This window comes from Nostoc favosum CHAB5714 (assembly GCF_020829495.1).
Lineage (GTDB): Bacteria > Cyanobacteriota > Cyanobacteriia > Cyanobacteriales > Nostocaceae > Nostoc > Nostoc favosum.
Genome location: NZ_JAIVFQ010000063.1, coordinates 1 through 22552, shown reverse-complemented (window position 1 = coordinate 22552; position 22552 = coordinate 1). Strand labels below are relative to the sequence as shown.

The following is a 22552-nucleotide window of genomic DNA, read 5'->3' as shown; positions in this document are numbered from 1 at the left end:
GCGTCTTTACGGAGGTAAAGTGTCTTAAACAAACTAACCTGCTTCAACAGGGTAGTTTGCCTTCTGGCAAGACATTAACGTTTATATCTATTACTTTGAAGTGACGCAATTTTAACCTCAACAATCAACCGAGAACTAAGATTATGGAAAGCACATTGTTCACTACCTTAACCGCTACCGAAGAAGCCAACTTGTCTGGTGGTAAGAGTTACTACGACGAAAAGCCTAAAAAGCCTGCAAAACACAAAAAAGAAGAACCCAAAACCCCTGTCAAATACCCAGTTGTTCTGCCAAAAATAGACATCAATGTTATTACACAGTTAAACGTCATTGCTGGTAATGACAACGACGATAATGTACAAGCTAATAATGTAGGCTAACTAAAAGGGAAAGAATAAACGTAAAGACACGATGTAACCGCGTCTTTACGGCGATAAAGTGTCTTAAACAAACTAACCTGCTTCAACAGGGTAGTTTGCCTTTTGGCAAGACATTAACTTTGTTGCTTATCGCAGTTATTCTAGCATTACGTTTATTCCTACCGCATACTTTTTTTGAAAAAAGTTAAAAAAGTCTATCAACGGTTCCTAGTAAGTAACTGTTGATGGACTTACTTAATACTTTTGCTAGATATATTGCTCATTTTAAGTAGTCAAACACTAAGCCCTGCTATTTAAAAAATCAGTCAGATTCATCACAATTTAGCAATTTGTGAACAATAACGAAAATCTTTTTACCTCACTTACTCCAAACAAATAAGCGAAGTAAATATACGAAAATTATTTGTGTTTTCTCTGTTGACATAAAGAATATAGTCAAAGCAATTACAAATAATAGAACTAAAGAAGTTGTTGAGCTAGTAAGAATTAAGAGATTTGTCTTTCCTAGTACAACATATATGGTTGGTAATGATATAGCGGTTCTCAATTGCATGAAATATAGACCTAACCCCCAGTCCCTTAAGAGCTAGCGTTGGGGAGTAAGACTCAAAGCCTCTCTCCTTTTAGGAGAGAGGAATGGAAGTGAGGTCAAAGTATATTGCTTCCATTCGAGAAGCGCTATAGTAAAACTAAACTGTTGGTCAAATTTTTAACCACCCAGGGACAAAACCCTGCTATTTTTTTGGGTTTTTTCACGATGCTATTGGGTACTGGAGTGTGAAATGAAATACCAAGTTGTTGCACAACATAGTGAAGAAGATTGTGGAGCTGCTTGTCTTGCTTCCGTTGCCAAACATTATCGCCGTAACTTTACGCTAAATCGCATCCGGGAAGCGGTAGGCACTGGGCAACTTGGAACAACATTGTTGGGATTGAGGCGAGGAGCCGAGGCCCTTGGTTTCAATGCGCGTTCGGTCAGGGCATCAAAAGAAATATTAGACCGAATGAACCAAGCACCACTGCCAGCAATCATTCACTGGAAAGGCTACCATTGGGTTGTTTTGTATGGTCAGAAAGGCAAAAAATATGTAATTGCTGACCCAGCCTTTAACATCCGTTATGTCTCTAAAAAAGAATTAATGGAGGCTTGGTCAGATCAAGTCATGCTTTTGCTAGAGCCAGATTCGGTTCGCTTTTATGCTCAACCTGATGATAAAGTCAGCGGTATTTGGCGCTTTGCGCGGCGGGCATTGCCTTATGGGGGCATAATATTCGAGGCTTTTCTCTGTGCTATATTTATCGGTCTGCTTTCGTTAACTTCTCCTTTCCTGCTTCAAATTCTAACGGATGATGTACTAGTCCGAGGAGATACCCAGCTTCTTGTTGGTGTAATTATTGCGGTTGTAGTGATGAATTTGGTGTCAAGTAGTCTGCAACTAGTTCAATCTAACCTGATTGCCAATTTTGCTCAACGGCTTGAGTTAGGGCTAATTCTGGAATTTGCCAGGGCAATCTTGCGTCTGCCTCTGGCTTACTATGAATCACGTCGCAGTGGCGAAATTGTTAGCAGATTGCAAGATATTCAAGAAATTAATCAGCTAGTTGCTCAAGCAGTTATCAGTCTGCCTAGCCAATTGTTTATCGGACTGATTTCTTTGGGTTTCATGGTGTTTTATAGCTGGAAACTCACCCTTGTTGCCGTCGTGGTTGCTATTGTCATGAGTTTATCTACGGTGGTTTTCCTGCCTACACTTCAACAAAAAATCAGAAGTATGTTGGTCTTAGACGCGGAAAACCAGGGTGTTCTCGTTGAAAGCTTTAAAGGAGCGCTAACACTCAAAACTACTACTGCTGCTCCTCAGTTTTGGGAAGAATTTCAGAACAGATTTGGTCGGCTTTCAAACCTTACATTTCGCACAATTCAGATTGGAATTATTAACAACACCTTTTCTGGGTTAGTTTATGCTATTGGCAGCATTAGTTTGATTGGTTTCGGCAGCACCCTAGTTATTAGTAAGGAACTCAGCATCGGTCAACTGCTGGCATTTAACGGGATGAATGGGAATTTTTTGGGATTAATCGGTGCTGTGCTTGGATTTATAGATGAATTCATGCGTGCCAAAACTGCCACGGAACGCTTAACAGAAGTTATCGATTCCACACCTGAAAATCCAAGCGATAGTACCAAACCCTTTGCTAAAATTCCTAGTGATGCTGATATTATTTGCAAAAACCTAAACTTTCACTACGCAGGCAGGCTAGAGCTACTGGAAGATTTTTCTCTGACAATTCCTGGCGGTAAAGTTGTTGCCCTAATTGGTACATCCGGCTGTGGAAAAAGTTCTCTTGCTAAACTGATTGCCGGATTATATACACCTAATTCTGGCAATATTCGGTTTGGCATTTATAATATGCAAGACCTGGCTCTTGATTGTTTGCGGCAACAAGTTGTTCTGGTTCCTCAAGACGCTCATTTTTGGAGTCGCTCAATTATTGAAAACTTCCGCTTAGGTTCTCCTCACCTCACCTTTGATCAAATTGTCAAGGCTTGCCAAATTGCTGAGGCAGATGATTTTATTAGTAAACTCCCTGAAAAATATCAAACTGTTTTAGGTGAATTTGGGTCAAATATTTCTGGTGGACAACGGCAAAGACTGGCTCTAGCAAGAGCTATTGTTAACGATCCACCAGTCCTAATTTTAGACGAATCAACTGCTGGACTCGATCCAGTTAGTGAAGCTCAAGTTTTAGATCAACTTTTGTTGCATCGCAAAGGTAAAACCACGATCTTGATTAGCCACCGTCCTAGAGTAATTACCCGTGCTGATTGGATTGTTTTCCTTAATCAAGGTAAGTTACAAATTCAGGGGACAGTAGAAGATTTGCGTGCCCAACCAGGAAACCATTTAGACTTTTTAACCCCTTAATTGCTCACCGTTTTAATTAGTGGTCTGTCTCATTAAATTTGATGAGTTTGTAGTAAGCAGTTCAGTGCTTAAAAATCTAGTCACACTCACCGAAATCCCGCCCTGAACTAAAGTTCAGCGGCTCATAGCTGAAGTCCACTCAAGTGGACTAAATAATCAATCCAGTCCACTTGAGTGGACTTTCGTTATGAGACTCGGAATTCATTCCGAGGCGCGATAGAAACGCAGTGCAAGATTTATTAATAGAGATATCGCTGCGGTAAGACTTGTGTGCAATACTCTTAGGTTAAGGCTAAAAACTGAAACTGGTATAGGTTGGATTGAGGAACGTAGACCAAAAGCGGCTTCCCGCAGGGTAACCCAACATTTCGGGTACTTTGTTGGGTTGCGCTTTGCTTAACCCAACTTTGTATCTTAGAGCATCGGCAAGGGGTTAGATTAATTGTTAGCTTTTCCAGATGGCATGAATTGTCACACACCAGGCAAGTCTCAAGCATTCCTTTGATGAACTCAAAGCTAAAGCTAAACAAGTTATCATTTTTACTAAAGTTTTTGCAGATAAATCTGCTGTTCTAATTTGCATTAAAAACAATAATTTAACTCTCTTTCTTCTATTATTTAAGATATAAAAATCAGAAACCTTGATTTTGGTGAGATACGTAAATATACTGATGTAACTCTGCAAAGTAGCTGAGAGACTGAGGTTTTACGAGAATAACCAAAACCTATATGTCTTTTTTGTTTCTTAGCTATGACTGAGATACTACAATTTTCCAAAACGGAGCTTAATTGTCAGGAAAGTAAGATATTTGTACTTAGATATTCATAAAAACTTATTTAATAAAATCTTTTCCATATATATACCTGCCGTTAAGAAGTATTAAGAAATTCTGATTAAAGAATATTGCAATAGCTTGATTTAATTGCTAACGTGTGTATGACAACCGATGCTGATGAGCGCTCTGATCTAGGAGAAGTAAAATCTATGAGCTATATGCATTCAGCCAAGTCTGTTAGGCTTTGACAGGTTAAAAACGATAAATTTCTGCCTCGTATAGACAATTATGAGGGATTGCAGATTAACCAAGAAATATCTCGTTGCTTTCATGCTTAGTTTCAGTTTGATTTGAATTGCAATTGATTATTTGTCTTACCTTGTGCCGACAAGCGAGTAGCTCTTGATTGTGTCGGTCAGGAATAACTAAGAGTTTGGTAAGACTTAGATTTTGGAGGATAAAACCAATGGAGATTCAAGGTAAAGTTGCTCTAATTACAGGGGCTTCGCGTGGGATTGGACGAGCGATCGCACTCGAACTAGCGCAAATCGGCATCAAGCGGCTGATATTGGTAGCACGCGATCGCCAAAAGTTAGTCGAGGTAGCTAACGAAATCGAGGCGATGGGAACAGAAGCTGCGATCGTGGCCTTAGATTTGACTCAAACAATTGAAGTGAATATCGCTGTTGCCCAACTGTGGCGCAATTACGGACAGATTCACCTGCTGGTTAATTGTGCGGGAGTCGCATACCAAAGCTCGTTTTTGCAATCTAAACTCCCCCAAGTTCAAGAAGAACTCTCTGTGAACTTGTTAGGAATGTACAACCTCACTAGTCTGATAGCTAGACGCATGGCCAGCCAAAGGCAAGGGACAATCGTCAATGTGTCGAGTCTGATGGGGAAAGTGGCTGCACCGACGATGGCGACTTACTCCGCTACCAAGTTTGCCATCTTAGGATTTACCCAAGCCTTGCGCCAGGAACTAGCTGATTACAATATCCGAGTCATTGCATTACTGCCTTCCCTGACAGACACAGACATGGTGCGCGACTTAAAATTATTTCGCTGGGTGATCCCAATGACTCCCCAGCAAGTAGCTAAAGCACTCGTCACCGGAATGCAAAATGATTCACCAGAAATTTTAGTCGGATGGCAAAGTCATTTAGCTGTATGGTGTCAACGCCTTGCTCCCTGGTTGCTAGAGCTAATTTTACGAATAGCAACTCCACCAGCACCAACGAAACAACAGCCGAGTCAAAAACTGAAAAAGCTAATGCCGAAACTGAATTTTTGATGGTTTGTTCTGGTCAAGAACATGATTTATGGTGTGTCTGCGCGTAAATTCTAAATTTTTTAGCGCATCACCTACCCTACTGGGATCAATTGCCTTTACCGAAAAGGTAAAAACGGAAATACCCGATCAAATAAAACAGGTTGACCGCAATCAGCAGTCCTTTACCCCAGTAGGTTCGTGTGGAAGGAAACAGATAAATAGTTGCCCCTAGAACTAGCAGAATTTCTACCAAAGCTGCCATCCCGCCATAATGATTTGAGTCCCAATAAGAAACAGGACTGATAAAACGGTAATTACTGAAGGGAAAAAAGTGTCGGTGAGCGTCGTTGTTATGCACTGGTAAATCTAAAAGAGAATGTAGCACCATACTGGCGAAGCCAACTTCAATCAACTGCCAACTCAAGACATGGGCAATCAATATCCCAAGCAACGCCAGGGGAATCGAATGAAACGTACTGACAATAGCTTGCCAAAAAGGTTGATAATAGACTTCTGACCAAATCTGGCGGGTCGGCAGATGGTAAACAAACTTCATTAAGAAGTAGAACACAAAGATGGGAATATCTGGTAAGACTGCGCCGATCACAATTGCTGGACTTGCCTGAGTTCGCAGTTGTTGATTGAAAATCACCAAATTGAGAATAGCGTGACCAAATAATTACTAATTCGTAATGACGCTCGTTCCGACGCTCGTTCCTCGCTAACGCTACGCTATCGCTTTGCGCGTCGCTAACGTAATTCGTAAATTTTGAATTCATTAAGGAGAAATTAATAATTAATTCATTAAGGATACAGAGCAACTTAATTTATTAATGGAATCAATAAATTCATTCCTTATTCAGAGCAAGCGACTTCAGTCGCTTGCTCTGAATTACGAATTACTGTCTTCGCAGCGTTAGCGAGTCCTCGAGCGTCATTATCAATTACGAATTATGTTGACTTGGGGTATTCATTGTATATATGCTGAGTCAAGTGCTATTAGATACTGATGCGAGATTTTTAGATATAACTTATTTCGGAGCAACCAAAAATGCTTTCCTTCCCCACGACTCTTACTCCTTTGCCCGAAATCATTGATGGCCTGCCGAATATTTCTGGTTGGGAAACAGAGGTTCTCTCTGTAGTTAACCATAATCAGCCAGTATTTTTACCAACAACAAATATCCGCTTAGAAGATGTAAATGCTGTGTTTGCGATCGCCTTACACATGCACCAGCCAACTATACCTGCTGGAAATGGTGGTACACTCATCAGCAATCTGCAATATATGTTTGAACATCCTCATGAAGGGGATAACCACAATGCAGATCCTTTTGCTCATTGTTACAGCCGCATGGGAGACTTGATCCCTGAACTTGTCAGTCAAGGTTGCAATCCCCGTGTGATGTTGGATTACTCAGGTAATCTTCTGTGGGGACTGCGACAAATGGGACGCCGCGATGTTCTGGATAATCTCAAACGTATTACTTGCAATCGCACCTACCAACCTTATGTAGAATGGCTGGGTACAATGTGGGGCCATGCAGTTATTCCTTCCACACCCATAGCAGATATCAAATTGCATATCATTGCATGGCAACATCACTTTGCGGCAATTTTTGGCTGGGAAGCATTAGCGCGAGTTAAAGGATTTTCGCCTCCAGAAATGCACCTACCAAATCATCCTGATGCTCTCTTTGAATTTGTGAAAGCGCTGAAAGAATGTGGATATCGCTGGTTACTCGTTCAAGAACATTCTGTAGAAACAATTAGCGGACAATCTCTTATCCACAAACATTTACCACATCGTTTGGTTGCCCGCAATTCTCAAGGCGAAACAATTAGCATTACAGCCTTAATTAAAACCCAAGGTTCGGATACTAAATTAGTTGCACAAATGCAGCCTTATTATGAAGCAAAAACATTATCCAAACAACAGATTGGGAGTGTGTTTGTACCACCAATAGTTAGCCAAATTGGAGATGGGGAAAATGGTGGCGTGATGATGAATGAATTTCCTAGCGCCTTTAAACAAGCTTGGTGGGATATGGTCAATAATGGGGGAGGGAAATCAGGTGTTATCGGGGTGTGCGGTACAGAATATTTAGAATTAATCGAAGCTGCTGGATGCAAACCTGAAGACTATCCAACTTGTCAGCCAGTGGGACAACATCAGATTTGGGAGCGAGTTTCATCAGACAATTGTCAACCGGAAGCTGTAGAAAATGCTATTCAAGAATTAAAGCAAATAAACTCTAATTTTCATTTGGATGGAGCCTCGTGGACAAATCATATCAGTTGGGTGAAAGGATATGAAAATGTGTTGTCTCCCATGTATCAACTAAGCAGTTTATTCCATCAAAAATTTGATCCATTACAGCAAGTTGACTCAGCAGAACCTGTTACCAGACAATCTCATTACCGTAACGTTCTTTTACATAACCTTTTGTTGCAAACCAGTTGTTTTCGTTATTGGGGACAAGGTGCTTGGACTGACTATGCACGGGAAATTTACCAACGTGGCGAAAACTCGCTAAAAACGATATTTTAATCAGAAATAACTCAGGTGAAAGAATGAAACAGCCCTGCTTTTTAAGGGTGGGGTTGAGGGTATATTCTAGGGTAAAATATCACTAAATCAAACATATTGGTTTCTAAATAAGCAGTATAAATGAAAAATCTTTATGAGATTTTAGCAATGATTAGATCAAGACCAGGAATGTATTTAGGACAGCGTTCCTTAACTGCATTAAGCGGCTTTATTGGTGGCTATTCTTTTGCTCTGGCGGAAAATGGGATCTTTTATGGAGAAGAGACACCTCCTTTTACACAGTTCAACGACTGGGTAGCTCGATATTATAAATGGTACGAATCAACAGCAGGATTGAAAAATATCATTCTCCAAGAAGTTAGAGACGAAGCAAAGGCATGTGATGTATTCTTTGAACTATTTGAATTATTTAAACAACGCTTTCCTGTAGTCAAGCATCGTGTTTTCTTAAATCAAAACCATAAATCTACTGGAGCTATATATAGACGTATATGTATAGATGGGATAGAAAAAGAATTAGATCCACCTAAAGAAATTAGAATTGTGCAATATACAACAGATTCTGGCTTTTACCGTTTCGATGTATCACAAGCCGGAGAAATTTCAGAAATTGGCTATTTTGAGACAGAAAAATTAGTTATGGAAGAAGTTAATAGAGAGTTTCAAGTTTCTCTAGATGAGTGGAAAGCCTCAAATACTATCTAAGTATCTTAAATTTATAAAATAATAATTTCAACACGATATCATTCTGATTTCAAAATCAGTATTTGAACAATTGCTTATTTGAAAAAGTTGTTAATATGTGGGAGAATTTCCTAAATATATGTTGCTACACCAGAGGTAACAATATTTCAAATTTTGTACCTATACCAATCTGTGAATGGAAATTTAATTTTCCGCCATGTCTGACGGTTATAATTCGATAACTTACTGCTAAACTAGTATTTTTACTATTCTTCGTTTCAAGAGAAAACGACTCCATAATTTGCTGTTGCAATTCTTGAGACATTCCAGGCCCATTGTCGGCAATCCGAATTAATATCCAGCGAGAATCTGGGGCATTTGGGTTGCTTGCTTCTTGGGAAATTACTTCTGTAGTAATCTCGATTCGGGGTTTTTGAACAGTCTTTGTATCTTCTCGATGCAACTGCTGTCGCACTGCTTCATTGAGTAAAGTATCCACAACTTCGCTGAAAATATTCATCAAAACCTGGTTTATTTGCCCCATGAAGCAATATACTGGGGGTAATTGACCGTAGTATTTGACGATTTCAATTTCTCCTTGAAGACGGCTATTAATTAATAAAATAATACTATCTATACAAGCGTGTAAATCTACTGGTTTGGGATAAAGTTCATCGATATGGCAGAAGTTTTGTAAACTAGTGACAAGTTTTTTTAATCTTTCTGCTCCAGTGCGGATACTAGCAAGCGATTGCGACAAATCTTGTTCTAAAAAATCAAATTCAATCTCTTCTTTAATCTGATTAATGTCCTGGGAAGCTGATGGTAACTCTTTTTCATAAGCCGCTATCAGCTTGAGCAAATCTTGGCTGTAGCTTGAAACGTAAGTTATATTACCCCAAATAAAACCCACTGGGTCTAAAATTTCGTGCGCTACACCGTCTACCAAACGTCCCAGATTTGCCATTTTATCATTTTGAATCATTTGGGCTTGGCTGCGTTCATATCGTACCAGATTGTCGATTCCTCGAATTTGCCAAGAAATAATATTCAATTCTTGGACATCTAACAATCTATAAGCACCAGATTCTGTTTTTACTACAATTGGTTCTGCTAATAATTCTGGCGATCGCTTTAAGCTAAGTTGCATTGCAGTTAAAATCGATGTTGTATCAGCAAGCAGCAACATCGGTATCCGCGCATAGCTGTAGAGAACGGCTAATGGTTGCTGAACAAATAACTCTTGTCCGAATGGACGAATCAAAAATTCTAGCAGTCGCCGCCGCGAAATCATCCCAATGAAGTTTCCCTGTTCTACCAAAATTACTCCTGGTAGCAGGGGGTATTTTTCCAAAAAACTAGCCACTTCTATACCAGTGTGATTGATTTCCACTGAGAAGTTGTACATTGGTAGTTCTTGGAGGGTTGAATCTAAATCGATATCGCGATCGCTACCAAGAGACACAAATGGCGGTGAGATTTGGCAACTGAATTCTTCTGGCACTATACACCCTGATTTTTACAAATATTAGGTAAACAATAAGTTAATATTTTACATTTTGTCACCCTCTAAATCCGATTTCGGTTTGGGTATCTACCGCAAGGCGGAAGTCAATCTTGAGCCTGTGCGCCCTTGTGGCTCATCGCAAGCTACACTAAAAACAACCTTTACAAAATGTGCAAAGGTAGCGTTATGACCTCTGCAACCAATCCATCCACCGCCCTCACTCCTTTCCCTGACCATACCCAGCTTCCTGAGTCTGATGGTACATTTGTGAAAAATTGGCAAGAGCATCCCCAAAGCATCCTACTAACTGACTCAATTACACCCGTCCTCAAGCAAATAAATCCTGAAGGTCAATATTGTATTGGGCAGGATTTAGGCATTTACTGGCGCTTGACTGATCCCCCTGAAAAAGGCGCAGAAGCACCAGATTGGTTTTATGTACCGAATGTACCGCCTACACTGAATGGGCAAACGCGACGTTCTTATGTATTGTGGCGAGAGTTTATTGCCCCGTTGATTGTCCTGGAATTTGTCTCTGGGGACGGTAGTGAAGAACGAGATAAAACTCCTTGGAAGGGGAAATTTTGGGTTTATGAGCAGGTAATTCGTCCTCCCTTCTACGGCATTTATGAGGCGAGTAAAGCCAGTCTAGAACTTTATCATCTGATTGAAGGACAGTATCAGGTTTTACCAGCAAATGAACGAGGACATTATCCCATCGTTCCTTTGGGTGTTGAATTAGGCTTATGGCTAGGAGTTTATCAGAATGTGGAATTACCCTGGCTGCGTTGGTGGGATTTACAAGGTAATTTGTTGTTGAGTGGCGATGAAAGAGCCGAACAGGAATCCCAAAGGGCAGAACAGGAATCCCAAAGAGCCGATCGCCTAGCTGCCCAATTGCGATCGCTCGGCGTTGAACCAGAAACCTAATATTTTGCTATGAATTACGAATTACGAATTACGAATTACGAATTAAATCTGTGGCTTAATTTGTTTAGACATAAATTTTACTGCTACCAGGGTAATCACGATGACAAATAGACCTCCTTCCGAACCGGAGTCATCCCAAAGAACTGCCCTTGGCTTTGATGAATTTATAGCCATTCTGGTCGCCTTCGCCACTATCGGAGCGATTCTTTTTTGGTCATTGTCCCGCAGGGATTCTAGCTGGAACTTAAACGGGCTGCTGTCGCCTTCCTCTACTCCGTCTAGAAGTGTTCAACCAAATCAAGTATTGCCCTCCTCTACTCCCAAGGTAGAACCAACTGTAGTCCCCAACAACGTTTTGCCCTATTCTACACCTGAGGCTGTTGTTGAACCCAAGACACCTTCATTCCCAACTGACAGCGCAACTTCTTCCCGCGCAGTGTTACCATCTGCTCAAATAATTCCAACTCAATCCCCACAACCACAGATACCTGTATCCTCTTCAGCAGCGCTTGAGCCATCAATTACATCATCAGCGTTGCCTTTAGTAACTCCGGCAAAACAAAAATCTATTATTCCGCCGCCAATTGCATTTAACGATGTGCCCAATACCTTTTGGGGTCGGCGTTTTATAGATGTTCTTTCTTCCCGTGGTATTCTCAAGGGGTTTCCTGATTATTCTTTTAGACCAAATCAGCCTGTAAACCGCGCCGAATTTGCTGCCATACTGCAAAAAGCCTTTGAGCAAGAACCGTCTAAGACTGCGATCGCATTTCAAGATGTACCAGCAAAATTCTGGGCAACTCCAGCAATTGACCGAGCCATCAGTGCCGGATTTCTCAAAGGCTACCCGAAAAAAACCTTCAAACCACAACAAAATATTACGCGAGTGCAAGTTTTAGTTGCCCTTGTTAGTGGGTTGAATTTGAAAGCACCCACTTCCCAAAATCAGATTTTAAGTGTCTATAAAGATGCTAAAGATATTCCAACCTATGCTACCAGCAAAATAGCTGCTGCTACAGCCAATGGTCTGGTAGTTAACTATCCAAATCCACAAATTCTTGCTCCCAACAAAGTAGCTACTCGTGCTGAAGTGGCAGCGATGATTCATCAAGCTTTAGTAAAACGGGGCAAGTTGGAGGGAATTTCATCTCAAAACATTGTTCGATCTGGTGGCGTTCAAAAGTCAAAATAATTGTATTTCAAGCTCTTGTGCCATTTGAAATGGTATGTTTATTTCCGCGCTCGTTGTACTATTCTCAACAATAATTACTAATTCGTAATTCGTAATTCGTAATTAAACCAAATTAGGACTTACGCATTGACAAGAAATACCAAATATGGAGCAAGGTTAAAAACCATATCTTTCGTAAGGGCACAGCAATGCTGTGCCCCTACAGCATGGTCTATTTACGATCGCAGGATAATTAAGAAAAGCCTGAAAACTTCCTATTTTAGGTAATGCACATCACGATGCATTTGTACAGTGCGTAAGTCCTACAAATGTAAGTTTGACGGCTTATGTGGTGTTCGCCTAACGAGACTTAATAAAAAGACCTTTAAGAGGTTTTACTATACAAAACAGTCCCTCTCCGAATTAGAGAGGGACAGACTTGAACTAAAGTTCAAGTCTGGGAGAGGTTCATCAAACTTACGAATTACGAATTGTTAATGACCTTAGTAGGGAATTTTGAAAAAAGTCTGATCGCCAGAAGTCAGCGATCAGACTTCTGTGATTTGCAATTAGAGCGTACTCCTACACAGAAGCAAGCTACGCATAGCGTCTCCAAGAGTTGCGATAATCACTATTAAGCTTCTGGAATTTGTTGACCAACCACTTGTGATTTAAGAGTGGTGATTTCACTAGTTAACTCTTTCCTGGTTGAGGCTTTGAGTAAATAGCGGTAAACAAACCAGGCAGAGTAACCAATACCGATCAACTCAAAAGTAGGTGCTACCAACGGGATATCATTCAAAGCATCTAATATTGCCAAGAGTACTTTAACCCCAACAATTGATCCCACAATTAAACCAACAGTGATCAAGGGTTGCTTATATTGATTAAAAAAGCTTCCCAGATATTCTGGCAATGTTGCTAAAAAGCTAGAAATTTGCTCACCATATTTTTGCCATTCATCTTGAGACTGTGCGGGAGGCTGGAGTTTGGTAATGGTTCCTGTTTGGCTGTTGATCTCTGCCACTGTAGTCTCTTTGGATGCGGTTTCGGTAAATTCTTGTTCTGGCATTTTCACTCCTATATATTTGACAGTTGAGTTTTTCTAATCTGGATAATTACAACCAAAAGGCTGTTGATTAGGTAATCCACAAGTGCATTTGTACAATTGCGTAAAGGGCACAAAAGGGTTTTAGTGTCCTATAACTATAATTGCCCCGTAATATCTACTGCATCAACTACAAGGTAGACACTCAGGATGAGGATAGAACTAAGAAGGCAGCAGGATGTATTCTGATCAGCTTTCTGAGTTCTTTTGTTGAATCAACTCGAATCCTCCGGTTGTGATTATCCCATTCCGTGTCATTCGCTCATAATCGTACTAAATTTAAGTACAAATCTGGCAAAAATCAGCCCACCTCTCATTTATATAAGCCTAAAACCCGATTTTAGCCGATATTAAAGCTATCTTAAGCCGTGTCCGTCAATTAAGGCATTCGTATTGATATTAATACGTAATAAAAATTTTTGTGTGTTCACACAGACTAGACTTTTAAGCTATTTTATGATATTTCTGCCTTGGAGATGAGGGAACAGGGGAAGCAGGGGGAGAAGAATTAATAACCAATGCCCAATGCCCAATGCCCCATGCCCAACGAATATCAAAGCTTTTGTTTTTTTTCCTGATTGTATTAATTTTATAAGGAAGCAGTTAAGGTAGAGTAGTGCCATACTGATGGCAATAACTCATTGTTATCAACCGCATATTGAGGAAAGTGTTGTGGTAAGAAGAAGACAGTCTCACATAGGTCTTTAATGCAGGGAATTATTTGTTGCTGCTGAAAAAAGTGAATTCTATTCGCTCTCAGTAAGTGTACTTAGAAGCATTGCTATCAAAACTACGCAACTTATATAAGTTTATGTTAATTATATAGTAAGTAATGATTTGCTATCGCTATAAAAGAAGATAATGTAAATGTTAATCACCAATTAAAGTGTTTGCACAAGTTAAACTGATTTGGTGATTTTTGCGGGAAGGCAAGGAGGTTTGAGAAATGCCTTCCTCAAAAGCCAACCCCTATCTACAGCAGTTCAGAAAGCAAAAAAGTGTCAGCCGAAGAGCGATCGACAGACGAACTCCCGACCATAGAATTTCCCTCACGAGGGAAGCTCAAAGCCAGTTCTTGGCGCATCCATCAAAAAATTGGCTATGGGTACTTTGTAGCTATCGGAATTGGCTTTTTTGGCTCACTGACTGGGTTAGTGATCGCCAATTACTACCGGGGAAGGGAAGTCAGGCAATTCAATCAAGCCTATGAACAAGGGCAACTACTGAGTAATTATAAAGATGCAGTAGTAGGGGCGCAGTTACATAGCTCTAACTTAGTTGCTGTATTGGAAAATTCACAACAGCTACAAACCAAAAAAGCCGATTTTCTGAAGAATGTTGAAAAAGCCAAGCAATTAGAGTCAAAAATTGGCGAATTTATCGACAGTAAACCTAAAAGACTAGCAGCAACAAGTTCGACTTTACAGACGTTATTGCTGGATTACAAGACAAATTTAAAAGCTTACGTTGACCAAATAGAGGTCGTCTTACAGAAAATTGACTCTCAACAAGTGCAGCCTCAGCAGATTTCCTCTGCCCGATCGCAATTATTAACAATAATGCGTGGTCAAACAGCCATACGGCTAGACCAGCTTTCTCAAAGCTTGACTAACATCCTGCAAACTGCCCAAGAACAAGAGCAAGAAAGGCAAAAAGCCGTTGAGCAGGCAAAAATAGTTGAGCGGTTTATCGTAATCGTGAGTATGCTGGTTTCGGTGGCGATCGCAGCTATTGTAGCTTGGCGTACCAGTCGAGCGATCGCTGAACCAGTTATCACTGTCACCCAAGTAGCTGAACAAGTTGCAAGGAAACATAATTTCGATTTGCGAGCGCCTGTCACCACTGAAGATGAAATTGGCCTACTTGCCAAATCTTTAAATCGTCTGATTGAGCGCGTATCTGAGCGAACAAAAGAACTACAACAAGCCAAAGAATTAGCCGAAGCTGCTAGCAAAGCAAAAAGCGTATTTTTGGCCAACGTCAGCCACGAATTACGCACACCATTAAATGCTGTCATTGGCTTGAGCCAGCTTTTAGAAGACGAAGCTACCGATCTTAGTTTATCGGCAGACTTTATCACAGACTTAGAAACAATTAACTCTGCTGGTAAGCATCTACTGCACTTGATTAACGAAATCCTCGACTTGTCAAAAATTGAAGCCGGGAAAATGACCCTCTATCCAGAGACATTCGAGATTGCGACGCTGATTCATAATGTTGTCCTCACAGTCAAACCAGCTATAGAAAAAAATGCCAATGTTTTAGAAGTGCATTTTGATGAACAACTTGGCATGATGTACGCCGATCAAACTCGGATGCGGCAGGTGTTGTTAAACTTACTCAGCAACGCCAGTAAATTTACTACAAACGGCAAGGTGACGCTGATAGTCAACAGAGAAAAGGATGAATTCCGACCGGAGGCTCCTTTGGGCATGATTACTTTCACTGTTACTGACACAGGCATAGGTATGTCTCAAGGTCAACAGCAGCAGTTATTTCAACCTTTTACACAAGGAGATACTTCGACTACGAAAAAGTATGGAGGTACGGGACTAGGGTTAGCAATTAGCCGCCACTTTTGCCAGATGATGGGTGGCGAGATTATTGTCAAAAGTCAGCCGGGAGTTGGTTCTACTTTCACCATTCGTCTGCCAATGACTGTGCAGGATTGAATGGGGCTGGGGCATTGGGCATTGGGAAAGAGGAGGGAGGATAGCGCAGCGTTAGCGAGTCCGCGAGCGTCGGCAGAAGTTCTTTATACTGCGTAGGTTTTGCCTGAAAAATAGACCTCTTGCATAAATCAAAAATAAAGAACCCCACCCCGCATTTGCTAACGCAAACGCTCCCCTCCCCGCTTGCGGGGAGGGGTTGGGGGTGGGGTGTTAGGGACTTTTGCAAGAGGTCTAATCACTCTGGAGTAGGTTGGGTTGAGGAACGTAGACCCAAACCTTGGTTAATCAGGTATTTCAGACTTCTGTGTACACCGTAGCCTTATTCTTGGGGTGGGGTTGTTCGGGTTTAATAAGTAATCAAGCGGACAAGTCCATTCGTTCAGAACACAAGTCCATTCGTTCAGAACACAAGTCCATTCGTTCAGAACACAAGTCCATTCGTTCAGAACACAAGTCCATTCGTTCAGAACACAAGTCCATTCGTTCAGAACACAAGTCCATTCGTTCAGAACACACAAGTCTATTCGTTCAGAACACAAGTCTATTCGTTCAGAACACAAGTCCGTTCTCAACCATTTGTTCTCCAGTATCGTGTAATTACTGAGCTAACAATTCGATATCGTTACAGAAAATGTAGTAAGCGGCTCTAGCCCTGCTTTTATAGCGGTTCTCGAATGGAAGCAATACACAATAGGGCACAGCATTGCTGTGCCCCTACAAATGGTCTGTATTCTATGCAATTGAGAACCGCTATATGCAACTTAAATGCTCATTAGCTTATCAGTGAACAGTAAACAGTTTTTCAGTCGGGAATCAGAGTCTCCAACAATTTTTGAATTTTGAATTGTTTAATTGTTGGAAATTCTCTACCAAACTAAGTAATAATAGTTACCTTACCTGTATCCAAATCGTAACGACCCCCGACAATTTTCAATTTGCCCGATCGCACTTGCTCAGTTAAAAGCTGCGATCGCTTCAACCGTTCAATTTGATGTTGCACATTGGCAACCACAGCATTCTCAACCGCATCACCCGGCTGACTCTTGACCTTTTCCACTGCTGGCTTAATTGCCTTCACAAAAGTACTAATATCACCGAGTAACGATTCGTTTTGGACAGCTGCGGTTACAGCCCCACAACGCTCATGCCCCATCACCATCAATAGCGGAGAGGCTAACAAGACAACCGCATATTCAATACTACCGATCGCTTCAGGCGTAGCGATATTTCCGGCAATCCGAACATCAAAAATGTCCCCAATGCCCTGATCAAAAACAATTTCTGCGGGGACTCGTGAATCCGCACAACTAAGAATAGTTGCAAATGGATGTTGAGCTTGAGCAACTTCCTGCAACCGCAGTGCAGATTGATCAGGGTATTGGGGTTGATGAGCAACAAATCGCTGATTCCCCTCCATCAGCTTTTGCAATGCTGCATCGGGACTGAGGGATTCAGGGGAAGTTGAGGGTATTTCGGCAGCTTTAGCCTGTTCAACCCGCCAAAACAAATCGCTGGCAGATAGCATCATTCCAAATGCCCCGGTCATTCCCAACTTCAAAAAGTCACGACGTTCCATGAAATGCTTCATTGATTTATAACTTTTTTACATCGACGCGACACATCTGACGGAGCGAATTTCCATTACATCGGAAACGTAGCAAGTACCTCCGAACTTATTAAGGAGTGGTTTGATATTTTCTACAACACGCTTGAGTTGTTCTGGCATACAAAAGGCGAGGATGTAAACATTATCAAGCATGGTCATGTCTAAATCTTCTGTCGTTCCTCGTAATCCTTTACCAGCAACATTTCGGATTACGGCATGGTTATGTACACCCGACTTGTCTAAACTATCTAAAATTTTGGCAAGTTCAAAGGAGTTGGCGATAATTTCTATCTTTTTAACTACGTGCATATTATTACCTCCAAAATAGGTTAATTCCGTAGAGATATAACGGAATTCCCACAATAATATTGAACGGAAATGTCACTGCTAGAGCAGTAGAAACATACAGGCTGGGATTTGCTTCTGGAACAGTCATTCGCATAGCCGCAGGGACAGCGATGTAAGAAGCACTGGCACACAATACAGCGAACAACAGCGAATCTCCGCGAGGCATACCGATCAATTTGGCAATCACCAACCCAATGCCTGCATTGAGTATTGGAATTAGTATGGCAAATAAAATTAGGAAAACTCCGGTTTTTTGCAAGTCTTTAATTCTTCTCGCAGCGACTAGTCCCATGTCCAGTAAAAAGAAGGTGAGAACGCCATAAAACAACCCTTGAGTAAAAGGTTCTAATACGTGCCAACCGCGTTCTCCTGTCAAGACACCGATCAAGAGACTACCGACTAGGAGAAAAACTGAACTATTAAGAAATGCTTCTTGCAAGACTTCCGGCCACGAAAAGTCCCGCTTTCCATCGTTAGTGAATATATTCACCAAAATTAGACCAACTATAATCGCTGGGGATTCCATCAGGGCAAGGGCTGCCACCATGTAACCATCAAAAGTAATGCCAAGCTCAGTTAAAAAAGCGCTAGCCGTGATGAAGGTGACGGCACTGATAGAGCCGTAGGTTGCTGCGATCGCAGCAGCATCGTAAGTATCCAGTTTCAACCTGAGAATAAAAAAGGTGTAAATTGGAACAAGGCAAGCCATCATCATTGCTGCCACGAGTGTTAGAACTACTTCCTGAGTGATGCCACTTTTGATTAGTTCTACCCCTCCCTTAAAACCAATGGCAAACAGCAGGTACAGCGAAAATAGTTTGGGCATTGGTGCGGGAATTTCTAAATCAGACTTGACAAAAACAGCAGTCATGCCTAAAAAGAAAAACAGGATTGGCGGATTCAAAATATTGGATACAATTAAGCTGATATCCATATCCACCCCTCTTTGTATTGGTTAAACCTGAAATTAAAGAAATTTTTCATCTTTAAAAATTTAACGGTTGAATCATGATGTATCGTGTATTGCTACCCTATGTCAATTGGGTACTCAAGGAGTGAATAGTCCTATTGGTGACAATACTCTCGGTTAGGTATTAGAGCGTTTTTCAAGCAAATAAACCACGGGCTACGGAACATTGCGGTGTCCCTACGAAAATCCGTAGTTCAATTAACTGAAAATAGCTGTAGGCTCTGTTGACAACAGAACAAGTGAGAGCTTGCCCAGTATTTTTATGATTTTTGATTCCCCGTCGCTGATTTTACGACACAACGCCCAGGAATAATTGGTTGCTAACCTATCTACATAGAAAAATTAACGTATTGTAGAGCTAATTCATGAATTGCCCCTACAGAAATTCTATGTTTTTTCTGGTACAATATTTGTGGTAAGCTTCACCCACATTGGTGTCTGATAAGCCTCTGTCCAGTAGCATAACGATTATTGGTAAGCGACTCCGTTGCACAGCATGAAAGTAAGTCGGCACATCTTGATTAATACAAGTTAGCCATTGGTTTGTCCAATAGCGCGAATAAGCCAGCATCTCATCCAGGACAGTAAAATTTGTAGGGTACAAGGTAAGAAATTCATAGTCTGCGGTAGGGCATTCCGTGGACTCAAAACAAAGCTCAACGCCTCCTAAGCAATAGCTGGATTGGTTGAGAAGCCCATAATGTATGCTTGCATACAGTATGGGAGTATGTCACGATATTGTAACCTGGGCAATAGCGACTTTCTATTGATGTGACGCCAGGCGTAGGCGTAGCCCGTCGGAGACATCGCTTTTTCACATCCATGACAACAACCATCGACTTTCTCAGTCACCTTAACCCTAGCCAACGTCAAGCTGTCGAACATTACTGCGGCCCGTTGCTAGTTGTTGCTGGCGCAGGTTCCGGTAAAACACGAGCGCTGACTTATCGCATTGCGAATCTAATTCTGAAACACCGCGTTGATCCAGAAAATATTCTGGCGGTTACTTTTACCAACAAAGCCGCACGGGAAATGAAAGATCGGATTCAACGGCTGTTTGCGGAACAACTGGCGATGAAACAACACGGACAGCGTTTTGATTTGTTGACAGAATATCAACAAACGCTACTGCGATCGCAAGTTTACAAAGATACTATCAAAGACCTATGGTGTGGCACTTTCCACAGTCTATTTTCTCGCATTCTCCGCTTTGATATTGAAAAATATGTAGACGAAAAAGGACGGCGTTGGAATCGCAATTTCTCTATCTTTGATGAATCAGATGTGATGACTCTGATTAAAGAAATCGTTAATAAACAGTTAAATTTAGACGATAAAAAATTTGACGCCCGCTCTGTTCGGTACGCTATTAGTAACGCTAAAAACCAAGGTTTATCCCCCCAAGAATTTGAGCAAGAACAACCCAATTATCGCGGACGGGTGATTGCCCAAGTCTACAGTTTATATCAAGATAAGTTAGCAGAAAACAACGCTCTCGACTTTGATGATCTAATTCTCGTACCTACTAGATTATTTCAGCAAAACGAGCAAGTATTGGGTTACTGGCATCGCAAATTTTGCCATATCCTCGTAGATGAATATCAGGATACTAACCGCACTCAGTATCAACTCATCCACTTATTGGTGACTAATGGCGAAACCAGAAAGAGCGAATGGGAATGGCAAAATCGCTCAGTTTTCGTTGTTGGCGATGCAGATCAATCAATTTACAGCTTTAGGATGGCAGATTTCACCATCTTGCTAGGATTCCAGGAAGACTTTGGTGATGGTTTGGTAGATGATGACACTCGAACGATGGTTAAGCTGGAAGAAAACTATCGTTCTTGTGAAAACATTCTGCAAGCGGCTAATGAATTAATTGAAAATAACACCCAACGGATTGATAAAGTCCTCAAACCGACGCGGGGGCCGGGTGAGCAAATTACTTGTCACAAAGCCGATGAAGAACTGGCAGAAGCGGCATTTGTGATTAATCAAATTAGCACTTTAGAAAACCAAAATCCAGAGTTAAACTGGGGTAGTTTTGCTATACTTTATCGGACAAATGCCCAATCACGTCCTTTTGAAGAATTGTTGGTGAAATATCAAATTCCTTACACAGTTGTGGGAGGAATGAGATTTTACGATCGCAAAGAAATTAAAGATGTCATCGCTTATTTAAGAGCGATCGCTAACCCATCTGATACAGTCAGTTTATTACGAGTTATTAATACTCCCCGGCGAGGAATTGGCAAAACCACTATTGACGCATTGGTGAACGCCTCCCAGCAACTAGGTACAACCCTGTGGGAAATACTCAGCGATGAAACATCAGTTAATACATTAGCTGGACGGGCGACAAAAGCTGTAAATAGCTTTGCCGAGATGATTAGCCGTTGGCAAGGACAAATCGGTACGCTTCCCGTGACTGAGGTTTTGCAAGGAATACTAGAAGATTCTGGTTACGTTCAAGACTTGATGAGTCAAGGCACAGACGAAGCCACAGATCGGGTACAAAACGTCCAGGAACTTTACAACGCCGCGCTGCAATTTCAAGAAGAAAACGAAGAGGTTTCCCTGCGAGACTTTTTGAGTAGCGCCGCCCTCAGTTCCGATTTAGATAACTTAAAAGAAGGACAGACAGCCGTTTCTTTGATGACTTTGCACGCTTCCAAAGGTTTGGAATTTCCCGTAGTATTTCTGGTGGGATTAGAGCAAGGGCTATTTCCTGGCTACCGATCGCTAAGTGATCCTGCATCTTTGGAAGAAGAACGCCGCCTATGTTATGTGGGAATTACTCGCGCCCAAGAAAGGTTGTATATATCACACGCGCGGGAACGCCGTTTGTATGGTTCTCGTGAACCTGCCATGCGATCGCAATTTATCGACGAATTACCAGAAGAATTATTAACTACTCAACGCCTGAGTCGTCAAAATTATACTAAAAGTGCTTCTACTTCTAATGGAAAGCAAGACACGAAGCAGAATTGGCAAGTAGGCGATCGAGTATTACATAAAACTTTTGGAATTGGTGAAATTACCCATGTTTTCGGAACGGGTAGTAAGATGTCTGTGGCAATTAAATTTTCCAGCTTGGGACAAAAAATTGTTGATCCAAGAGTAGCGCAGTTGCAACGAGTAGAGTGATATAATTTGGACTTACGCACTGTACAAATGCATCGTGATGTGCATTACCTATCTTGAGGAAGTTTTCAGGCTTTTCTTAATTATCCTGCGCTCGTAAATAGACCATGCTGTAGGGGCTAAGCTTTTGCTGTGCCCTTACGAAAGATATGGTTTTTAACCTTGCTCCATGTTTGGTATTTCTTGTCAATGCCTAAGTCCTATAATTGCAGAACCCCGACTTATTTGAGAAGTTGGGGTTATTGTTTTTCATATTTCAATTTTTTCAAAGTGTTCAACAGTGGGAAATGGCTCATAAAAATGATGCAGAAGCTTTTTCCACTCTTGATACTCAACAGAACTTCTAAATCCTACAATATGAGATTCTAAAGTTTCCCATCTGACCAAAAGAATGGGATACAAGCCCCGTCGTTCTACGACGGCTTTTCTTGATTTCTGATGTACTCCTTCAAGACTTCTATTGGCGCGCCCCCTACGGACACAGCAAAATAACTAGGACTCCATA

17 protein-coding genes and 1 pseudogene are annotated in these 22552 nt (G+C 41.2%); 9 read left to right on the top strand and 9 right to left on the bottom strand.

Translation table 11 applies throughout. The annotated features are described in order from the left end of the window. The first annotated feature begins 143 nt into the window (after positions 1 to 143). From LC586_RS28030 to LC586_RS28020, 3 genes are all read left to right on the top strand, one after another. The gene (locus tag LC586_RS28030; RefSeq protein WP_229488488.1) at positions 144 to 380 is read left to right on the top strand and encodes a hypothetical protein; all 237 of its coding nucleotides are present in this window, start codon (positions 144 to 146) and stop codon (positions 378 to 380) included. Positions 381 to 1162: 782 nt separating this feature from the next. Then, positions 1163 to 3307 (top strand): peptidase domain-containing ABC transporter, encoded by a 2145-nt coding sequence (locus LC586_RS28025; RefSeq protein ID WP_229488487.1) that lies wholly within the window; start codon positions 1163 to 1165, stop codon positions 3305 to 3307. A gap of 1242 nt (positions 3308 to 4549) precedes the next feature. Next, a complete protein-coding gene (locus LC586_RS28020) occupies positions 4550 to 5377 on the top strand; it encodes an SDR family NAD(P)-dependent oxidoreductase (protein WP_229488486.1) in 828 nt (275 codons plus the stop codon). Positions 5378 to 5462: 85 nt separating this feature from the next. Here LC586_RS28020 and LC586_RS28015 read toward each other — a convergent pair whose 3' ends face one another. Next, positions 5463 to 6008, bottom strand: a complete 546-nt coding sequence (locus tag LC586_RS28015) for a hypothetical protein (protein WP_229488502.1) — start codon at positions 6006 to 6008, stop codon at positions 5463 to 5465. Positions 6009 to 6407: 399 nt separating this feature from the next. Between LC586_RS28015 and LC586_RS28010 the strand changes: the two genes are divergently transcribed. Together LC586_RS28010 and LC586_RS28005 are read left to right on the top strand one after the other, a co-directional pair. Beyond that, positions 6408 to 7907: a polysaccharide deacetylase family protein gene (locus tag LC586_RS28010; protein ID WP_229488485.1), complete on the top strand. Its 1500-nt coding sequence runs from the start codon at positions 6408 to 6410 to the stop codon at positions 7905 to 7907. 120 nt (positions 7908 to 8027) lie between these two features. Then, positions 8028 to 8612: a hypothetical protein gene (locus LC586_RS28005; RefSeq protein ID WP_229488484.1), complete on the top strand. Its 585-nt coding sequence runs from the start codon at positions 8028 to 8030 to the stop codon at positions 8610 to 8612. A 124-nt stretch (positions 8613 to 8736) separates the two neighbouring features. Here LC586_RS28005 and LC586_RS28000 read toward each other — a convergent pair whose 3' ends face one another. Further along, positions 8737 to 10095 (bottom strand): sensor histidine kinase, encoded by a 1359-nt coding sequence (locus LC586_RS28000; RefSeq protein WP_229488483.1) that lies wholly within the window; start codon positions 10093 to 10095, stop codon positions 8737 to 8739. Between the two features lie 189 nt (positions 10096 to 10284). Between LC586_RS28000 and LC586_RS27995 the strand changes: the two genes are divergently transcribed. Next, on the top strand, positions 10285 to 11028 hold the full coding sequence (locus LC586_RS27995) for a Uma2 family endonuclease (RefSeq protein WP_229488482.1): 744 nt from the start codon (positions 10285 to 10287) through the stop codon (positions 11026 to 11028). A gap of 100 nt (positions 11029 to 11128) precedes the next feature. Next, positions 11129 to 12220 carry an S-layer homology domain-containing protein gene (locus LC586_RS27990; protein WP_229488481.1) on the top strand — a complete coding sequence of 364 codons (1092 nt, stop codon included), beginning with the start codon at positions 11129 to 11131 and terminating at the stop codon, positions 12218 to 12220. A gap of 613 nt (positions 12221 to 12833) precedes the next feature. Here the strand turns inward: LC586_RS27990 and LC586_RS27985 are convergent. Continuing rightward, complete coding sequence (locus LC586_RS27985; RefSeq protein ID WP_229488480.1) at positions 12834 to 13271, bottom strand: CAAD domain-containing protein; 438 nt, start codon at positions 13269 to 13271, stop codon at positions 12834 to 12836. Positions 13272 to 14305: 1034 nt separating this feature from the next. Between LC586_RS27985 and LC586_RS27980 the strand changes: the two genes are divergently transcribed. Then, positions 14306 to 15979 (top strand): sensor histidine kinase, encoded by a 1674-nt coding sequence (locus tag LC586_RS27980; protein WP_229488479.1) that lies wholly within the window; start codon positions 14306 to 14308, stop codon positions 15977 to 15979. A gap of 874 nt (positions 15980 to 16853) precedes the next feature. Here the strand turns inward: LC586_RS27980 and LC586_RS27975 are convergent. The 4 genes from LC586_RS27975 to LC586_RS27960 all read right to left on the bottom strand — a co-directional run bounded on the left by LC586_RS27975 (position 16854) and on the right by LC586_RS27960 (position 19507). Continuing rightward, positions 16854 to 17555 (bottom strand): carbonic anhydrase, encoded by a 702-nt coding sequence (locus tag LC586_RS27975; protein WP_229488501.1) that lies wholly within the window; start codon positions 17553 to 17555, stop codon positions 16854 to 16856. 27 nt (positions 17556 to 17582) lie between these two features. Continuing rightward, positions 17583 to 17894 (bottom strand): P-II family nitrogen regulator, encoded by a 312-nt coding sequence (locus tag LC586_RS27970; RefSeq protein ID WP_229488478.1) that lies wholly within the window; start codon positions 17892 to 17894, stop codon positions 17583 to 17585. A gap of 4 nt (positions 17895 to 17898) precedes the next feature. Next, positions 17899 to 18867, bottom strand: coding sequence for a sodium-dependent bicarbonate transport family permease (locus tag LC586_RS27965; RefSeq protein ID WP_229488477.1), 969 nt, complete (start codon positions 18865 to 18867; stop codon positions 17899 to 17901). 412 nt (positions 18868 to 19279) lie between these two features. Beyond that, a complete protein-coding gene (locus LC586_RS27960) occupies positions 19280 to 19507 on the bottom strand; it encodes a hypothetical protein (RefSeq protein ID WP_229488476.1) in 228 nt (75 codons plus the stop codon). A 218-nt stretch (positions 19508 to 19725) separates the two neighbouring features. On the opposite strand from LC586_RS27960, the gene pcrA reads away from it, so the two are divergent. Further along, positions 19726 to 22050 (top strand): DNA helicase PcrA, encoded by a 2325-nt coding sequence (gene pcrA, locus LC586_RS27955; protein WP_229488475.1) that lies wholly within the window; start codon positions 19726 to 19728, stop codon positions 22048 to 22050. A gap of 246 nt (positions 22051 to 22296) precedes the next feature. Here the strand turns inward: pcrA and LC586_RS27950 are convergent. Then, a pseudogene (locus LC586_RS27950) lies at positions 22297 to 22440 on the bottom strand (antibiotic biosynthesis monooxygenase); the annotation flags it as partial. Between the two features lie 20 nt (positions 22441 to 22460). Next, positions 22461 to 22552, bottom strand: a 92-nt coding sequence (locus LC586_RS27945; protein WP_229488500.1) for a transposase, incomplete at its 5' end; no start/stop codon positions are given.